Origin of the sequence: Streptomyces sp. NPDC050528 (assembly GCF_044457795.1) — a bacterium.
Taxonomy (GTDB): domain Bacteria; phylum Actinomycetota; class Actinomycetes; order Streptomycetales; family Streptomycetaceae; genus Streptomyces.
In genome coordinates this window covers 248,099-264,449 of sequence record NZ_JBITHH010000003.1, presented here as the reverse complement: position 1 = coordinate 264,449, position 16,351 = coordinate 248,099, and the positions used below count along the sequence as shown (strand labels likewise).

General features: G+C 69.4%; 16 protein-coding genes. 14 read left to right on the top strand and 2 right to left on the bottom strand.

The window, feature by feature from the left end; translation table 11 throughout:
• The first annotated feature begins 38 nt into the window (after positions 1 to 38).
• From ACIBK4_RS12630 to ACIBK4_RS12600, 7 genes are all read left to right on the top strand, one after another.
• Positions 39 to 1,922, top strand: a complete 1,884-nt coding sequence (locus ACIBK4_RS12630; protein WP_398994637.1) for a tannase/feruloyl esterase family alpha/beta hydrolase — start codon at positions 39 to 41, stop codon at positions 1,920 to 1,922.
• Positions 1,923 to 2,108: 186 nt separating this feature from the next.
• On the top strand, positions 2,109 to 2,759 hold the full coding sequence (locus tag ACIBK4_RS12625) for a GntR family transcriptional regulator (RefSeq protein ID WP_398994636.1): 651 nt from the start codon (positions 2,109 to 2,111) through the stop codon (positions 2,757 to 2,759).
• Between the two features lie 61 nt (positions 2,760 to 2,820).
• Positions 2,821 to 3,570: a PIG-L deacetylase family protein gene (locus ACIBK4_RS12620; RefSeq protein WP_398994635.1), complete on the top strand. Its 750-nt coding sequence runs from the start codon at positions 2,821 to 2,823 to the stop codon at positions 3,568 to 3,570.
• Between the two features lie 2 nt (positions 3,571 to 3,572).
• A complete protein-coding gene (locus tag ACIBK4_RS12615) occupies positions 3,573 to 4,277 on the top strand; it encodes a 4-carboxy-4-hydroxy-2-oxoadipate aldolase/oxaloacetate decarboxylase (RefSeq protein ID WP_398994634.1) in 705 nt (234 codons plus the stop codon).
• A complete protein-coding gene (locus ACIBK4_RS12610; RefSeq protein WP_398994633.1) occupies positions 4,274 to 5,458 on the top strand; it encodes a 4-oxalomesaconate tautomerase in 1,185 nt (394 codons plus the stop codon). Before ACIBK4_RS12615 ends, ACIBK4_RS12610 begins: the two co-directional genes overlap by 4 nt.
• Positions 5,439 to 6,389: a catechol 2,3-dioxygenase gene (locus tag ACIBK4_RS12605; protein WP_398994632.1), complete on the top strand. Its 951-nt coding sequence runs from the start codon at positions 5,439 to 5,441 to the stop codon at positions 6,387 to 6,389. The genes ACIBK4_RS12610 and ACIBK4_RS12605 overlap by 20 nt, the downstream gene beginning before the upstream one ends.
• Before the next feature lie 125 nt (positions 6,390 to 6,514).
• Positions 6,515 to 7,855: an MFS transporter gene (locus tag ACIBK4_RS12600; protein ID WP_398994631.1), complete on the top strand. Its 1,341-nt coding sequence runs from the start codon at positions 6,515 to 6,517 to the stop codon at positions 7,853 to 7,855.
• Positions 7,856 to 8,039: 184 nt separating this feature from the next.
• Here the strand turns inward: ACIBK4_RS12600 and ACIBK4_RS12595 are convergent, their stop codons facing one another.
• Positions 8,040 to 8,450, bottom strand: a complete 411-nt coding sequence (locus ACIBK4_RS12595; protein ID WP_398994630.1) for a cupin domain-containing protein — start codon at positions 8,448 to 8,450, stop codon at positions 8,040 to 8,042.
• Positions 8,451 to 8,684: 234 nt separating this feature from the next.
• Between ACIBK4_RS12595 and ACIBK4_RS12590 the strand changes: the two genes are divergently transcribed.
• From ACIBK4_RS12590 to ACIBK4_RS12575, 4 genes are read left to right on the top strand one after another with little or no spacing between them, the layout of a single operon-like run.
• Entirely contained in the window at positions 8,685 to 9,257 is a 573-nt protein-coding gene (locus ACIBK4_RS12590) for a carboxymuconolactone decarboxylase family protein (RefSeq protein ID WP_398995045.1), read from the top strand.
• Positions 9,254 to 10,756 (top strand): sugar ABC transporter ATP-binding protein, encoded by a 1,503-nt coding sequence (locus tag ACIBK4_RS12585; protein ID WP_398994629.1) that lies wholly within the window; start codon positions 9,254 to 9,256, stop codon positions 10,754 to 10,756. The genes ACIBK4_RS12590 and ACIBK4_RS12585 overlap by 4 nt, the downstream gene beginning before the upstream one ends.
• Positions 10,753 to 11,766 carry an ABC transporter permease gene (locus ACIBK4_RS12580; RefSeq protein WP_398994628.1) on the top strand — a complete coding sequence of 338 codons (1,014 nt, stop codon included), beginning with the start codon at positions 10,753 to 10,755 and terminating at the stop codon, positions 11,764 to 11,766. Before ACIBK4_RS12585 ends, ACIBK4_RS12580 begins: the two co-directional genes overlap by 4 nt.
• 39 nt (positions 11,767 to 11,805) lie before the next feature.
• On the top strand, positions 11,806 to 12,756 hold the full coding sequence (locus ACIBK4_RS12575; RefSeq protein ID WP_398994627.1) for a sugar ABC transporter substrate-binding protein: 951 nt from the start codon (positions 11,806 to 11,808) through the stop codon (positions 12,754 to 12,756).
• A gap of 57 nt (positions 12,757 to 12,813) precedes the next feature.
• Here ACIBK4_RS12575 and ACIBK4_RS12570 read toward each other — a convergent pair whose 3' ends face one another.
• Positions 12,814 to 12,939, bottom strand: a complete 126-nt coding sequence (locus ACIBK4_RS12570) for a hypothetical protein (protein ID WP_366430726.1) — start codon at positions 12,937 to 12,939, stop codon at positions 12,814 to 12,816.
• Here ACIBK4_RS12570 and ACIBK4_RS12565 point away from each other — a divergent pair.
• The 3 genes from ACIBK4_RS12565 to ACIBK4_RS12555 all read left to right on the top strand — a co-directional run bounded on the left by ACIBK4_RS12565 (position 12,938) and on the right by ACIBK4_RS12555 (position 16,346).
• Positions 12,938 to 13,849 (top strand): LysR family transcriptional regulator, encoded by a 912-nt coding sequence (locus ACIBK4_RS12565; RefSeq protein WP_398994626.1) that lies wholly within the window; start codon positions 12,938 to 12,940, stop codon positions 13,847 to 13,849. The two genes, ACIBK4_RS12570 and ACIBK4_RS12565, sit on opposite strands and share 2 nt — an antisense overlap.
• A 98-nt stretch (positions 13,850 to 13,947) precedes the next feature.
• Entirely contained in the window at positions 13,948 to 14,865 is a 918-nt protein-coding gene (locus ACIBK4_RS12560) for a VOC family protein (protein WP_398994625.1), read from the top strand.
• Positions 14,866 to 14,897: 32 nt separating this feature from the next.
• Entirely contained in the window at positions 14,898 to 16,346 is a 1,449-nt protein-coding gene (locus tag ACIBK4_RS12555; RefSeq protein WP_398994624.1) for an NAD-dependent succinate-semialdehyde dehydrogenase, read from the top strand.
• Positions 16,347 to 16,351 lie beyond the last annotated feature (5 nt).

The window sequence follows — 16,351 nt, the reverse complement described above, 5'->3', positions numbered from 1 at the left end:
CGGTGGCCCACGCCGGGGGCCGACTCGACGCTGACAGCATGAGCCCTGGTCATGCCCACACGTCGAAGCGGACGAGGATCGTCGTCCTGGTGACCGTCATCGCGGCGGCCCTCGTCACCGGCCTCGCGCTGCTGCCCGCCACCTTCTCGGCCGACGCCGACGCCGGCGCGCGCGTCACGAAGGTGTCCACCAGTTCCTCCGCCAGAGGCGACGTGGGTAAGAACCTGCCGGTCATCAAGCCGAAGATCTCCTGCACCGACCTGCCGCAGAAGGACTTCGGCCCGCTCGACGACGCGGCGACCTCCGTCGCCTCCGCGAGCGTGGTGGCCAAGAGCGGCTCGAACGCGTACGAGTACTGCGACGTCAAGGGCACGGTCGCCCCGCAGATCCAGTTCGAGCTGCGGCTCCCGACCAAGACGTACCGGCAGCGCTACCTCCAGGAGGGCTGCGGCGGCTACTGCGGCATGGTCGGCGTCAGCGCCCAGCCCGCCGCCTCCACCGGCTGCGCCCCCGTCACCGACGGCTCCTTCGCCCTCGGCCAGGACAACCAGGGCCATGTCTCCACCTCCGGCATGGGCGGCGGCTCCGCCGAGGTCTGGGCGACGAACCCCCAGCTCAAGGTCGACTTCGGCTACCGCTCCGAACACGCCTTCGCCACCGCCGCCAAGGCGATCACCAAGGCCTTCTACGGCGCCGAGCCGACGTACTCCTACTACGACGGCTGCTCCGACGGCGGGCGCGAGACGCTGATGGAGGTGCAGCGCTACCCCGGCGACTTCAGTGCCGCCCTGGTCGGCGCCCCGGCGTTCAACCAGACCGCGCTCAACGCCATGCAGGAGGCGTACCTCTCGACCATCGACTTCCGCGCGGACGGCTCGACGATCCTGCCCGCGCCGAAGCTCGCCATGCTGCACAAGGCCGTCATGGCGAAGTGCGCCGACCCGAAGCTGAACAACGACCTCATCCAGGACCCGGCGACCTGCGCCTTCGACCCGGCGAGCCTCAAGTGCGCCGACAACAAGGACAGTTCGAGCTGTCTGACCTCCGACCAGGTCGACGTCGTACGGAAGGCGTACGCGGGTGTGACCGCCCCGGACGGCACCCATCTCTACACGGGCGGCCAGCCCTACGGCTCCGAGGCGGCGTGGGAGGGGCTGTTCGTCCCGAAGGCCGGGCAGGGGCAGAACTCGGTGCAGCTGTACGGGATCGGGCTCGGGTTCCTGCGCTGGGTCGGCAAGTGGGAGGCCGATCCCACGCTGAAGCTCGACGCGTCCCTGTTCACCGTGGACACCTTCAAGGCCTATCAGCGCGAGGTCTCCGGGATCTACGACGCCACCGACCCCGACCTCACCAAGTTCCACCAGGCCGGCGGCAAGCTCATCCAGTGGCACGGGCTGACCGACCCCAACATCCCGCCCACCGGCACCCGCGCCTACCGCCAGGCCATGATCGACACCATGGGGCAGGACAAGGTCGACGACTTCTACCGCCTGTACCTCTTCCCCGGCGTCAACCACTGCGGCGGCGGTGACGGGCCCGACAGCTTCGACCTGCTGAGCAAGCTGATCTCCTGGCGGGAGACCGGCAAGACCCCCGGCGCCGTGATCGCGTCCAAGACCAGTGGCGGCAACCAGCCCGGCGGACCGGCCGGCGGTCAGCTCGGCGGCGACACCAAGGCTTCTGCGAGCGCGAGCAGCAGCGCCCCCACCGTCCAGTACACGCGGCCCGTCTACCCGTACCCGCAACTCGTCGCCTACGACGGCTCGGGCGACAAGAACGACGCGGCCAACTACCGTGCCTACACGCCCGACAAGCTGCCCGACGACCACTTCAAGTGGGCGGGCTCCTTCACCTCCGGCTACCAGGAGTGGTGCGAGACGAAGGACGGGAAGTCGATGAGCTGCAGTCGGCACAAGCCGTAGAAGAAACCGGCACAAGATGTAGGAGAACGCCGTTCACTGCCCGTCCATGGTCGGTCCATGGGCGGGCGGCGGTGCGTCTGCGGTAAGTATGGGCGGAAGCATGCGTGCAATACGGCGGACAAAATTGTTGACAATCTTGTTTGGCTAGATTTAGGTTCGACAGGCACTCACTCAGGGAGGGCAACGATGCCGAAAGAAGCCCGTCCGAGCACCGGGGAGCAGGCCAAGCAGCATGCGCTCGCGCAGTTGCGGCAGGCGATCCTGCAGGGCGACATGGCACCGGCACAGCGGTTGGTGGAGAACGAGCTCGCCGAGCAGTTCGATGTGACGCGGGCCAGCATCCGGGCGGCGCTGATCGATCTGGCGGCCGACGGACTGGTCGAGCGGATCCGTAACCGGGGTTCCCGGGTGCGGGTGGTGACCGTGGAGGAAGCGGTCGCCATCACGGAGTGCCGCATGGTCCTGGAAGGACTGTGCGCGGCCAAGGCTGCCGTCGCGGCCAGCGACGAGCAGCTGACCGAACTGGCGGACCTGGGCCGGGCCATGACCAAGGCCGTGGCCGACGGCGAGCCGGTCACCTACTCCGAGCTCAACAGCGAACTCCACCACAAGGTGCGGGAGTTCTCCGGCCAGCAGACGGCCGTGACCCTGCTGGAGCGGCTCAACGCCCAACTGGTGCGTCACCGCTTTCAGTTGGCGCTTCGGCCGGGGCGTCCGCAGCAGTCCCTGAGTCAGCATCTGGCGATGATCGAGGCGATCACGGCCAGGGACCCCCAGGCGGCCGAGGCGGCCGTCCGCGCCCATCTCACCAGTGTGATCGAGGCGTTGCGCGACTGACGCGCGGCGCGGCGGCACACCGGGGGCGGGCGCACACCTGTCCATCAAGGAGATTCGAGTCATGACGCACGGCAACGCGCCCGCCACCCCACGATCGACGCTCGTCGTCACGGCGCACGCTGGGGACTTCGTCTGGCGGGCGGGCGGAGCCATCGCCCTGGCCGCCGCCCGCGGCGAGAAGGTCACCATCGCCTGTCTGACCTTCGGCGAGCGCGGCGAGTCCGCGAAGGCCTGGCGCGAGGGCAAGAAGCTGGACGAGATCAAGGCGATCCGCCGGGACGAGGCCGAGCGCGCCGCGGCCACCCTCGGCGCCGAGGTCCGTTTCTTCGACGCGGGCGACTACCCCCTGGTCGCCACCGCCGAGCTGACCGACCAGCTCGTCGAGGTCTACCGCGCCACGCAGCCCGACGTCGTGCTCACCCACCCCACCGAGGACCCGTACAACGGCGACCACCCGGCCGCCAACCGGATGGCGCTGGAGGCCCGCGTCCTCGCGCAGGCCATCGGCTACCCCGGCGAGGGCGAGATCATCGGCGCCCCGCCGGTCTTCTACTTCGAGCCGCACCAGCCCGAGATGAGCGGCTTCAAGCCCGAGGTCCTCCTCGACATCACCGAGGTCTGGGACACCAAGCGCAAGGCGATGGAGTGCCTCGGCGCCCAGCAGCACCTGTGGGACTACTACACCGACCTGGCCGTCCGCCGCGGCGTCCAGCTCAAGCGCAACGCCGGCCCGAACCTGGGCCTGGCCCACAAGACGATGGCCGAGGCGTACATGCGCCCGTACCCGCAGATCGCGAAGGAGCTGGCATAACCATGGGCGGCGTCATCGTCACCAACCCCCCGAAGGCCGACGCGAAGGACGTCGAGGCGCTCGCCGCGTTCGGCGTGGCCACCGTCAGCGAGGCCATGGGTCGCACCGGTCTCCTCGGACCGTCAATCCGCCCTGTCCAGCAGGGAGTTCGCGTCGCCGGCACCGCCGTGACCGTGCTCAGCTGGCCCGGCGACAACCTCATGATCCACGCGGCCGTGGAGCAGTGCGGCGAGGGCGACATCCTCGTCGTCACCACCACCTCCCCGTGCACGGACGGCCTGTTCGGCGAGCTGTTCGCCACCGCGCTGCAGAAGCGCGGGGTGCGCGGAGTCGTCCTCAATACCGGCATCCGCGACACCCAGGAACTGCGCGACATGGGCTTCGCCGCCTGGTCCCGAGCCGTCTCCTCGCAGGGCACCGTCAAGGCCACCGGCGGCTCGGTCAACGTGCCGATCGCCATCGACGGCCAGGTCGTCCGCCCCGGTGACGTGATCGTCGCCGACGACGACGGCGTGGTGGTCGTCCCGCGCGAGAAGGCCCGCGAGACCGCCGAGAAGTCGCAGGCGCGCGAGGCCAAGGAGGCCGCCACCCGCGCCGCCTTCCTGGAGGGCCAACTCGGCCTGGACCGCTACGGGTTGAGGGACACGCTCAAGCAACTCGGCGTCGAGTACCAGTCGTACGAGGAGTACACCGGAGCCGGTTCGTGACCGGGCCCGCGGAGGTCCGCTGCATGCTGATACGCGGCGGCACCTCCAAGGGCGCCTACTTCCTGGCCGAGGACCTCCCCGCCGACCCCGCCGAACGCGACGACCTGCTGCTGCGCGTCATGGGCAGCCCCGACCCGCGCCAGATCGACGGCCTGGGCGGCGCCCACCCGCTCACCAGCAAGGTCGGCGTGGTCTCCGCCTCGGAGGACCCCGAGGCCGACGTCGACTACCTGTTCCTGCAAGTCGCCGTCGACCGGCCCGAGGTGACGGATCGTCAGAACTGCGGCAACATCCTCGCCGGAATAGGCCCGTTCGCCGTGGAGCGGGGGCTCGTGGCCCCCGGTGACGGCGAGACCTCCGTCCGCATCCGCATGCTCAACACCGGGGAACTGGCGATCGCGAGCTTCCCGACTCCGGGCGGGCGCGTCGACTACGCGGGAACGGCGTCAGACACGGCTTCCGGGACGACTTCCGGTACGGCGGAGATCTCGGGCGTGCCCGGCACCGCCGCGCCGGTGGTGATCGAGTTCCCGCAGGGCGCGAACCCGTTGCTGCCGACCGGCCGCGTCCGTGACGTGGTCGCCGGCATCGAGGTGACGTGCGTCGACAACGGCATGCCGGTCGTCCTGATCCCGGCCGCCGCACTGGGCGTCACGGGGTACGAGACGCCCACCGACCTGGAGGAGAACGTCGCTCTCACCGACCGTCTGCGGGAGATCCGCCTGGCGGCCGGAAAGCTGATGGGCCTCGGTGACGTCGAACACACCACGATCCCCAAGCTCAGCCTGCTGGCACCGCCCACGGGCGGCGGCGCGGTCATGACCCGCACCTTCATCCCCGTGCGCTGCCACACCTCCATCGGCGTCCTGGGTGCCGCGAGCGTGGCGGCGGGGCTCCTCGTCCCTGGCGGGGTGGGGGAGGGCATCGCGGAGGTACCCGTACAAAGTGACCGAATTCGCATCGAGCATCCCAGCGGATTCCTAGACATCGAAACTAGCGTGGTCGCCGGATCCGAGGGCTCCGCTCCCGTGGTCCGCAGAACGGCGGTCGTCCGCACCGCACGCAAGATCTTCGACGGCACGGTCTTCCCCCGGCCCGCCGACACCGCACCGACCCACAACGCCCCAACTCCCGCACCCGTACGACCCCTTGGAGGCAACGATGGCTCCGCCGCTCGGTGACATCGCCCATATCGGCCACGCCCAGCTCTTCACCCCGGACCTGGACGCCAGTGTCGCCTTCTTCACCGACTACCTCGGGCTGACTGTCAACGGTCAGGACGGCGACACCGTCTACCTGCGGACCTACGACGACTACGAGCACCACAGTCTGGTCCTCACCGCCCGCGACCAGCCCGGCCTCGGTCGGCTCGCCCTGCGCACCTCCAGCGAGGAAGCACTCCAGCGCCGTATCAAGGCGATCGAGGAAGCGGGCGGCACCGGCAGGTGGGTCGAGGACGAACCGGGCATCGGCAAGCTCTACGTCACCACCGACCCGGACGGCCACGAGCACGCCCTGTACTGGGAGAGCGAGTACTACCAGGCGCCCGACGAGCTGAAGCCGGCGCTGAAGAACCAGCCGCAGGCCAAGCCCAACCGGGGCGTCGGAGTTCGGCGGCTGGACCACATCAACTTCCTTGCCGCGGACGTACTTTCCAGTGCCGAGTTCCAGCAACAGGTGCTGGGCGCCCGGCCGACGGAGCAGATCCGGCTCAACAGCGGGCGGATCGCGGCGCGTTGGCTGACGTACACGAACAAGTCGTACGACGTCGTCTACACCGAGGACTGGACCGGTTCGACCGGGCGGCTGCACCACATCGCCTTCGCGACCGACACCCGCGAGGACATCCTGCGGGCGGCCGATCTCGCCATCGACACCGGTGTGTTCATCGAGACGGGGCCGCACAAGCACGCCATCCAGCAGACGTTCTTCCTGTACGTCTACGAGCCCGGCGGCAACCGTATCGAGCTGTGCAACCCCCTCACCCGCCTCGTCCTGGCGCCCGACTGGCCGCTGATCACCTGGACCGAGGAGGAGCGGAAGAAGGGGCAGGCCTGGGGCCTGAAGACCATCGAGTCCTTCCACACCCACGGGACTCCGCCGGTCGCCTGAGCGGCGCGCAGGGCCCACCGGAGCCACCCTCACACGATTGTCGATGAGATTGTTGACAAAAACGTTGACTATCGAGGGGGTGGCTCCTTAGCGTCTAGCGCACCAAGTACGAGAGGTAACCAACGATGTCTTCCTCCCCCTCCTCCCCGTCGCTCGCCCCGTCCGCGCGCGCCAGCAGACTGGCCCTCCTGGTCATCGGTCTGTGCTGGCTGGCGGTCCTCTTCGACGGCCTCGACATGTTCATCTACGGTTCGGTGCTGCCGCACCTGCTGGAGACGAAGACCTTCGGTCTCACCGCCGACCAGGCCGGCGACCTCGGCAGCTACGCCACCTTCGGCATGCTGGTCGGCGCCCTCACCGCGGGCACGGTCGCGGACCGGATCGGCCGCAAGCAGCTGATGATCGGCTGCGTGACGCTGTTCTCGCTCGCCTCCGGGATCTGCGCGATCTCCGGCAGCGTCGAGGTCTTCGGCCTCGGCCGCACCCTCGCCGGCGTCGGCCTCGGCGGCCTGCTGCCCACCGCGATCAGCATGGTCTCCGACTACGCCCCGCGCGGCCGGACCGCCCTCACCATCGGCATGCTGATGACCGCCCACCACGCCGGCGGCATCCTCTCCGCCTACGTGGCCAAGTGGCTGGTGGAACCGGTCGGATGGCGCGCCGCCTTCTGGGTCTGCGTCGTCCCGCTGCTCTTCGTCCCGGTGCTCCTGAAGTTCCTGCCCGAGTCGCTGAGCTTCCTGGTCGCCAAGGGCCGCACCGACGAGGCCCACGCCCTCGCCGAGCGCTTCGAGGTCCAACTGCCCGCCGCAGCGGGCAAGAAGACGGCGGCCGACCGCTGGGACGCCCTGCTCGCCCTCTTCCGCGGCGGCGAATGGCTCCAGACCCTGCTGTACTGGCTCGCCTCCTTCGGAGGCCTCCTCCTCGTCTACGGCGTCGCCACCTGGCTGCCCACCCTGATGCGCGCCGAGGGCTACGAACTGGCCAACGCCCTCACGTTCGTGGTCGTTTTCAACCTCGGCGGCATCGTGGGCATGCTCGTCGCCGGTCGCGCCGCCGACCGCTTCGGGGCCCCGCGCATCTCGGCGATCTGGTTCGCGCTCACCGCCGTCGGAGTCTTCCTGCTCGGTGTCCACATGAACCAGGCCGTGACGATGCTCGTCGTCTTCCTCACCGGCGTCTTCCTCAACAGCGCCCAGACGATGATCTACGCGACCGTCTCGATCCGCTCGACCCCGGACAACCGTGCCACGGCGGTCGGTTGGACCTCCGGCATGGGCCGCTTCGGCGCCGTCTTCGGCCCGTGGCTCGGCGGCCAGCTGCTCGCCTCGGGCAACGGCGACTGGGGCTTCACGTCCTTCGCCATCGCCGGTCTGTCGTCGATGGTGTTCATCGGCATCGCGGCACTGCGCAGCTCGAAGCAGGGCGAACAGGCTGGTGTGGAGCAGGAGTTGGTCGCCAGCCACTGACACAGGACCCCCGTGCCGGGTGCGCGGGGACAAGGACCGGACGCCGGCCACCGCAGGAGATGCGGGGCCGGCGTCGGCCTGTCCGCACGGGTCGGTCTCCCTCGGCCCATCGGTCCCTCCGGACACGAAGAAGCGCCTGCCGCCCAAGTGGGCGCAGGCGCGGGCCGGTTGGCGAAGGTGTTTCTCAGTCCTTGCCCATCTGGTCCTCCGCGGACAGGTGTTCCACCGTCCTGCCCGTCTCCGTGAACGTCCGTGTGACGTACCCCGACGAGTACACCCACAGGATCCGCAGCGGGGTGTCGCCGATGTTCCGGAACAGGTGGGGGATCGGCGAGGGGACGTACGTCGTGTCGTACTGCTCCAGCTTCGTCACCTCGCCGTCGACCACGACCTCCGCGCGGCCCTCCAGGATGGTCACGTGCTCGTCGCAGTTGTGCGAGTGCAACGGCGCCCCGGAGCCGACCGGATACACGCTCATCCCGCTGGTGATGAGGTTCTCCCCGCCCGCCGACGGTGTCGTGATGAGGGGTGTCGAGGCGACGGCACCGCCCCGGTCGAGCACGGGCACGGACGCGACCTTGATGATCGTGGTCATCCGGATTTCCTTTCCGCTTACATGCTTCTGCGTCGCACGACGTTAGGCCCCTCGCGCGTGAATGGGTGCCCTCTGGCGTGCAGCTTTACCTTGCATTTCCAGAGGGGTGAGCTTCCCGGACCCGGCTGTAGCGTCGGCACGCATCGCACGGTTTCACGAACCGTGCACGTAACGCGCCGGAAAGAAAAGGCAGGTATCGGCCCCATGAGGCTCCCCGTTCTCACCGAAGAGGAAATGGACCCGCGCCAGCAGGAACTGGCCGCCCGCATCGCCGGCCGGCGCGGTGCCGTCCGCGGACCCTTCCGGGTCTGGCTGCACAGCCCGGAGATGTGCGAACGGGCCGAATCCCTCGGCGCCTTCGCCCGGTTCGACTCCAGCCTCCCCAAGCACCTGAGCGAACTCACGCTGCTGATGGCCGCCCGCAACTGGGACGCGCAGTACTCCTGGAACGCCCATGTGCACCAGGCGATCGAGGCCGGCATCCCGGAGGCCGCCGTCAAGGCGATCGCCGAGAAGCGCGAGGCCGTCTTCGAGAACGAGGCCGACCAGGCCTTCTACCAGTTCTGCCGGGAGATCCTCGACGAGCACTTCGTCACCGACGAGACCTTCGCCGCCGCGCTGGCGCACTTCGGCTCCAAGGGCCTCGTCGACACCATCGGCGCGCTCGGCAACTTCACCATGCTCGGCATGTGCCTGAACACCTTCCAGGTGGACCTCCAGGCCGACAAGGAACCCCCGTTCCCGGACATTCGCGGCTACGGCCGCGTCGCCCCGGACGGGGCCGACGGTACCGAGCCACGACCGTGACAACTCCGGGGGGAGACGCGGTACTTCGCGTCCGGGGGGTCACGAAGAACTTCGGTGGCGCGGCCGCGCTGAAGGGCGTGGACCTCGACCTGTATCCGGGCGAGGTCCACGCGCTGATGGGCATGAACGGGGCCGGCAAGTCGACGCTGGTGCAGGTCCTTTCGGGGGTCCACCAGTCCGACGCCGGCACCGTGGAGGTCAACGGGCAGGCGCAGCACGGACTTACGGTCCGCAAGGCGCGCCGGCTCGGCATCGCGTCGGTTCCCCAGCGCCGGGAGCTGGCGATGGGGCTCACCGTCGCCGAGAACGTGATGCTGGGGGACCTGCCGACACGTGGCGGCGCGGTGCGCTGGAAAGCGGTCAACTCCGAGGCCCGCAAGGCACTTGAGGGGCTCGGCATCGACATCGACGTGACGCGGACCGCTGGTTCGCTCACCGTCGCCGAGCAGACCATGGTCGAGGTGGCCCGCGAGGTCCGCCGCGGCGGCCGCATCCTCATCCTCGACGAGCCGACCGCCTGTCTGAGCGCCGAAGCGGCCCACCAGATAAGGGAGTTGGTCCGCACCCTGCGCGACGAGGGCGTCGCCGTCGTCTACATCTCGCACTACATCGACGAGGTGCTGGCCGTCGCCGACCGGGTCACGGTGCTGCGGGACGGAGCGGTCGTCCGCAGCGGCCCGGCCGCCGAGTTCGACGCCGCCGGTCTCGTCCGGAGCATGGTCGGCCGGGACGTCGTGTCGCAGCGGTCCCAACGGCCCGCGCCCAAGGACGAGTTCGGGCTCACCGTGCACGGTCTCACCGACGGCCGGGCCGTGCGGGACTTCACCGTCGAGGTGCGCAAGGGTGAGATCGTCGCCGTGCTCGGACCGGCCGGGGACGCGCAGTCGCGCCTCTTCGACCTGCTCTCCGGGCGTCGCCGCCCCGACACCGGCCACCTCGCCGTGGACGGAACTCCGGTGCCCTTCGGGCGAGTTCACGCCTCCCTCGCCAGCGGCCTGCGCTGTGTCACCGGCGACCGCCGCGCCCTCGGCCTGGTCCCGGAGCTGTCCCTGGACGAGAACCTGATGCTGGCCGGCGACCGCTTCGCCCGCCGCCGCACGCACCGACGCGCCCAACTCGCCCGCCGGGCTGCCCCGTTGCGCCGCAGCTACGGCGTCGTCGCACTTGCCGGGAACCCGCCGGTGGGCGCGCTGTCCGGGGGTAACCAGCAGAAGGTGCTGCTCGCCAAGTGGCTGCAGACCGAGCCGGTCGCCTGCTTTCTGGAGGACCCCACCAACGGGGTCGACATCGCGGCCATGGCCGACATCCACGCCCTCGTCGACGATCTCGCCTCGCGGGGTGTCGCCGTACTCCTCGCCTCGTCGTCGGCCGAGGAGGTCATGCGCCTCGCCGACCGGGTCGTCGTCGTCAGCGCCGGCCGGACCGTCGCCGAGCACGACATCGACGCCATCACCCACGACGAACTCGTCGCCACCGCCCTCGGAGGTCAACCGCAGTGAGCGTCAAGACACTTCCCGACGCCTCCGGCGTCGACGACCCACCCGGGAGAGCACATTCCCGCTTCTCGTTGGCCGCCTTGCGCGGGGCCCCGCACACCGGGCTGATCGCCGTCCTGATCGTCGTGATCGTGGCGACCTCGATGCGGACCGACTCGTTCGCGACCGACACGAACGTCATCAACATCCTGCGTCAGGTCAGCGTCGTCGCCGTGATCGCGGCCGGGCTCACGCTGCTGATGACCGCGGGCGGCATGGACTTCTCGATGGGCAGCAACGTCGCCGTGACGACCGCGGTCGGGGCGCAGTTGCTGGCGCACGGCCACTCCACCGCGTTCACCGTCGTGGCCGCGCTGGTGCTGGCCACGCTGATCGGTCTGGTCAACGGGGTGGTCGTGACGTTCACGAACGTGGCCCCCTTCGTCGCGACCCTGGCGACGGCGACTCTGCTGGACGGCGTCGCCCTGCTCGTGCTCGACAGCGTCAGTGTCTCCATCGGCACCAAGATGTTCGCCCTCGGCAACAACAAGATCCTCGGCGTGCCGTACCTGCTGGTCGTCGCGATCCTCGTGCTGGTGGCGACCGCCCTGGTCATGCGGTTCACCGTGTTCGGCCGCGACGCCTTCGCCATCGGCGGCAACGAGCACGTCGCCCGGCTCAGCGGCATCAACGTCACCGCCCGCAAACTCTCGCTCTACGCCCTCACCGGCGCCCTGTCGGGCCTCGCGGGCCTGATGCTGCTGTCCCGGCTCAGCGGCAGCAGTCCCGGCACCGGCGGACTCTCGCTCCAGCTCCAGGCCGTCGCCGCGGTCGTCATCGGCGGCACGGCCCTGGCCGGCGGCTACGGCACCGTCGTAGGCACCGCGCTCGGTGTGGTCCTCCTCGGCGTGGTCGCCAACGCGCTGAACCTGCTCCAGGTCTCCAGCAACTACCAGTCGGTCTCCGTCGGCGCGGTGCTGCTCATCGCGGCCATCGCCAACGAGATGCACAAGGCGCGTTCCGCACGTCATTGACCGGCATGGCCCACTCTCTTCTTCGAATGGCGGTTCACCATGAGAATGTCGCTCCGTACCCGCAGATCCATGCTCGCCGCGTTCGCCGGCACCACGCTCGTACTGAGCGGGTGCGGTACCAGTGACGACAGCGGGAGTTCCGGCGATGTCACCCTCGGGTTCGTCAACGGCGGTGACACCGAGTTCCACAGCTGTCTCCAGAAAGCGGTCGAGCAGACGGCGAAGACGGAGAACGCGAAGGTCTTCACCGCCAACTCGCACCAGAATTCCACCACCGAGCTGTCCAACATCGAGGACATGACCTCGCGCAGTGTGAGCGCGCTGATCGTGCAGACGGTCAACGTGGACGCGCTGAAGGGCGACATAGCCAAGGCGAAGGCCGCGAACATCCCGATCTATCTGACCTCCGTGGCCACCAGCGACGTGAACGACATCCTCGGCGCGGCTGTCGTCGACCTCCCCAAGGTCGGCGCCCTGGACGCGGGCTGGGTCGCGACCGACGCGGGCGGCAAGAGCGTCGAGGTCGGCGTGATCGCGGGTGCGCCCGGTGCCGCCTCCGACCTGCTGGTGAGCGGGTTCACCAAGGCGCTGCCGAGCACCGCGAAGGTGGTTGCGAACCAGCCGGGCATGTTCAACCCGGTGAAGGCACAGGACGTGGCCGAGAACATGATCCAGGCGCACCCGAACCTTCAGTACGCGTTCGTCGCCTCCGAGGACATGGCGCTAGCCGCCCGCAAGGCGTTCGACGCGGCCGGCAAGAAGGACGTCAAGATCGTCACCGTCAACGGTACGGACGAGGGCCTGGCCGCCGTCAAGGACGGCCGCCTCTCCGCCACCGTGGCCAACTCGGCCATGGCGATCGGCCAGACCGCCGTCAGGAACGCGGTCGGACTGTTGGCCAAGAAAAAGGTTGACAAAATTGCCAACATTCCTCTTTTGTTGGTGACCAAGGACAACCTGAGCAAGGCCCCCCAGTACTGCCCGAAGTAAACGGAGTCCGGTGCCGGGAGCGACACCTGCCTCATTGTTGACCGAGCCGCCTGTCCGTCACATCGCCGGAATGTCCAAGTGGAGCCGCCACCAGGACATCCCGGCCGGGGTCGGACCCATCAGTACGACCGGCACCGCCGCCGGGGCCCACCCCTGGCAGACGTGGGCCTCCGGAGGAATCATGGATCGACTGCTCCTCATGCACAGCTTCGTCACCGTCGCGCAGGCCGGGAGCTTCAGCGGCGCGGCGAAGAAGCTGGGCTCGTCGGGCTCGCTCGTGTCGCGCCACGTCGCCGAGCTGGAGCGACAGGTGGGCGTCCGCCTGGTCAACCGCACCGCCCGCTCGGTGAGCCTCACCGAACCTGGGCTGAAATACGCCGAGTTCGCGGCCCGCATCCTCGACGAGATCGAGGCCGAGGACGCCGTCATCTCGCACCTCCACGACCGCGCCGAGGGCACCCTGAGCATCATCTGCCCCAAGTGGATAGGCAGCCTGGACCTCGGAGACGCCATCGCCGCGTTCTCCGCCGCCCACCCCAAGATCCACGTCCGCTTCGAGCTCGGCGGCATGTCCGACCGGACGTACGACTTCCTGGACAGCGGCTTCGACGTCGCCTTCCACACCCGTGACCTGCGCGACTCCAGCGTCCGCCTCAAGAAGATCGCCTCGCTGCCCTTCGTGCTGTGCGCCTCCGAGAAGTACCTGGAGCGCGGCGGCCCGCTCACCGAGCCCAACGGCCTCGCCCACCACGACTGCCTCGTCCACGTCAACGACCCGGTCTGGCGCATCGGCCACGGCCACGCCTCCACCCTGCACAAGATCCGCAACGTGGCGTTCTCCTCGAACTCCTACCTCGCGCTCCAGAAGGCCGCCGTCCACGGCCGCGGCATCGCCCTGCTCCCGCAGCGCCCCGCCTACGACGACCTCCTCTCCGGCGCCCTGAAGGTCCTGCTGCCCGAACTCGCCGTACCGGACCGCCCGCTCTTCGCGATCTACGGCCCGGGCCAGGCCACCCCGCGCAAGGTCAGCGTGTTCCTGGACTTCCTCTCCGAATGGTTCTCACAGAATCCCATTCCGGCCATCGAGTCGTAGCCGCAAGAAACGATTGCGAATTCAGACGAGCCCGGACCATTGAGGCCTTCACGCCCCGAAATCTAGGCTCGCCGGGCGACCCGCGAAACGAGGCATCCATGGGAATCCAGAGAATCGAATCCGTCACCTACGGGATCGACGACGTAGACGAATGTGTCCGTTTCTTCGGCGACTTCGGGCTGTTCCTGCTGGAGCGGACCGAGGAGCACGCGGTCTTCGAGACCCTCACCGGGCAGACCCTCCACCTGGACACCGTGCCCGGCCCCCTGCTGCCGCCGCCGGTGGAGGCGGGGCCCACGATCCGCGAGGTCGTGTGGGGCGTCGACACCCCGGACGAACTGGCCCGGCTGGTCGCCGAGTTGGGCCGCGACCGCAAGGTCCACGAGAGCGCCGACGGCGTCCACCACTCCGTCGACGAGAGCGGCTTCGGCGTCGGACTCACCCTGGCCCGCCCGAAGAACGCGGACGTCACCCCCCGCCCCGCCAACGCGCTGGGCAGCGTCGACCGCTGGAACACCGCGCTGGAACCGCTCACCCGGGCCTTCCCGCTGCGCATGTGCCATGTCGCGCTGAACATCGTCAAGGCCGGGCGCGAGGAGGCCGTCGCGTTCTACACGGGGCGGCTCGGCTTCCGGCCCACCGACGTCGTCGAACCGATGGGCGTCTTCATGCAGGCACCGGGCGACGACGACCAGCACACCATGCTGCTGTGCCACCGCCCCGACCGCGCCGGCATCAACCACATCGCCTACGAGGTTCCCGGCTTCGACGACGTCATCGAGGGCGGCAACCACATGATCGAGCGCGGCTGGCGGGAGGCCCGCAAGCTCGGCCGCCACACCGTCGGCTCGAACGTCTTCCGGTTCGTCCACGCCCCGTGCGGTGGCCGCGTCGAGTACGCGGCGGACATGGACCGGGTCGACGACACCTACGAGACCCGCGTCCACGAGACCACCCCGCCCCACCACATCTGGGCCCTGCGCTCCAACCGCGACCAGGACGCCCCCGCCACCTGACTCTCCTCCCCAGCCTGAGAGGGCACCCACTCATGACCTCCGACCACGGCTACCCCGCCGTCCGCATGTACATCGCGGGCGAGTGGTGCCAGGGCGGCACCGGACGGACCGCCCCGATCGTGAACCCGGCCACCGAGAAGGTGATCGGCGACGTACCCCTCGCCACCACCGCCGACCTCGACCGCGCCCTGGACGCGGCCACCGAGGGCTTCCGCACCTGGCGTGCCACCCCGATAGCCAAGCGTTCCGCGATCCTGCACGCCGCCGCCGACCTGATCACCGAGCGCGCCCCCGAGATCGGCCGGATCATGGCCCAGGAGCAGGGCAAGCCGCTCCGCGAGGGCACCACCGAGGCCCTGCGCACCGCCGACACCCTGCGCTGGCACATCGAGGACGCCCGCCGCGCCTACGGCCGGATCATCCCGTCCGCACCCGGCACCGTCCTCACGGTCCGCCGTGAACCGGTCGGCCCCGTCGCCGCGTTCGTGCCCTGGAACTTCCCCGTCGGCGGCCCCAACCGCAAGCTCTCCTCCGCCCTGTCCGCGGGCTGCTCGATCGTCATCAAGGCGTCAGAGGAGACACCGGGTACGGCCGCGGCGCTGGTCGCCTGTTACGCCGACGCCGGACTTCCGGCCGGTGTCCTCAACCTCGTCTTCGGTGAACCGGCCGAAGTCTCCGCCCACTTGATCCCCTCGCCGAAGATCCGCCTGGTCGCCTTCACGGGCTCGGTCCCCGTCGGCAAGCTCCTCGCCGCCCAGGCCGGCGAGGTCATGAAGCCCACCCTGATGGAGCTCGGCGGCCACGCCCCGGTCATCGTCTGCGCCGACGCCGACCCGGTGAAGTCCGCCCGCAAGGCGGCCCAGGCGAAGTTCTTCAACGCCGGCCAGGTGTGCACCTCCCCGAGCCGCTTCTTCGTCCACGCGAGCATCGTCGAGGAGTTCACCGCCGAGTTCGTGAAGGCCGCTCAGCAAGTCACCGTAGGAGACGGCCTCGACGCCGACACCACCATGGGCCCGCTCGCCAACGAGCGCCGACTCCAGGCCATGGAGACCCTGGTCGCCGACGCCGTCGAACGCGGTGCCAAGGTGCTCACCGGCGGTCAACGCCTCGACCGCGACGGCTACTTCTACGCCCCGACCGTCCTCACGGACGTACCGGCGGACGCGAAGCTGATGCACGAGGAGCCCTTCGGCCCGCTCGCCCCGATCGTTCCGTTCACCGACCTGGACGAGACCCTGGCCCTCGCCAACTCCCTTCCCTACGGCCTCGCCGCCTACGGTTTCACCGAGTCCGCCGCCACCGCCGAGAAGCTCTCGGACGCGCTGGAGGCCGGCATCCTCTCCATCAACCACTGCGGCGGCTCCGTCGCCGAGGCCCCCTCCGGCGGGGTCAAGGAGAGCGGCTACGGCAGGGAGGGCGGCCCCGAAGCCCTCGACGCGTACCTGATCACCAAGCGCGTCTCGCACCTGCTGGCGGGCTGAACCGC

What these genes read in the sequence shown, in the direction of transcription:
- ACIBK4_RS12630 (WP_398994637.1), top strand. Translation starts at nt 39, where the DNA reads ATGAGCCCTGGTCATGCCCACACGTCGAAGCGGACGAGGATCGTCGTC.
- ACIBK4_RS12625 (WP_398994636.1), top strand. Translation starts at nt 2,109, where the DNA reads ATGCCGAAAGAAGCCCGTCCGAGCACCGGGGAGCAGGCCAAGCAGCAT.
- ACIBK4_RS12620 (WP_398994635.1), top strand. Translation starts at nt 2,821, where the DNA reads ATGACGCACGGCAACGCGCCCGCCACCCCACGATCGACGCTCGTCGTC.
- ACIBK4_RS12615 (WP_398994634.1), top strand. Translation starts at nt 3,573, where the DNA reads ATGGGCGGCGTCATCGTCACCAACCCCCCGAAGGCCGACGCGAAGGAC.
- ACIBK4_RS12605 (WP_398994632.1), top strand. Translation starts at nt 5,439, where the DNA reads ATGGCTCCGCCGCTCGGTGACATCGCCCATATCGGCCACGCCCAGCTC.
- ACIBK4_RS12600 (WP_398994631.1), top strand. Translation starts at nt 6,515, where the DNA reads ATGTCTTCCTCCCCCTCCTCCCCGTCGCTCGCCCCGTCCGCGCGCGCC.
- ACIBK4_RS12595 (WP_398994630.1), bottom strand. Translation starts at nt 8,450, where the DNA reads ATGACCACGATCATCAAGGTCGCGTCCGTGCCCGTGCTCGACCGGGGC.
- ACIBK4_RS12590 (WP_398995045.1), top strand. Translation starts at nt 8,685, where the DNA reads ATGGACCCGCGCCAGCAGGAACTGGCCGCCCGCATCGCCGGCCGGCGC.
- ACIBK4_RS12575 (WP_398994627.1), top strand. Translation starts at nt 11,806, where the DNA reads ATGAGAATGTCGCTCCGTACCCGCAGATCCATGCTCGCCGCGTTCGCC.
- ACIBK4_RS12565 (WP_398994626.1), top strand. Translation starts at nt 12,938, where the DNA reads ATGGATCGACTGCTCCTCATGCACAGCTTCGTCACCGTCGCGCAGGCC.
- ACIBK4_RS12570 (WP_366430726.1), bottom strand. Translation starts at nt 12,939, where the DNA reads ATGATTCCTCCGGAGGCCCACGTCTGCCAGGGGTGGGCCCCGGCGGCG.
- ACIBK4_RS12560 (WP_398994625.1), top strand. Translation starts at nt 13,948, where the DNA reads ATGGGAATCCAGAGAATCGAATCCGTCACCTACGGGATCGACGACGTA.
- ACIBK4_RS12555 (WP_398994624.1), top strand. Translation starts at nt 14,898, where the DNA reads ATGACCTCCGACCACGGCTACCCCGCCGTCCGCATGTACATCGCGGGC.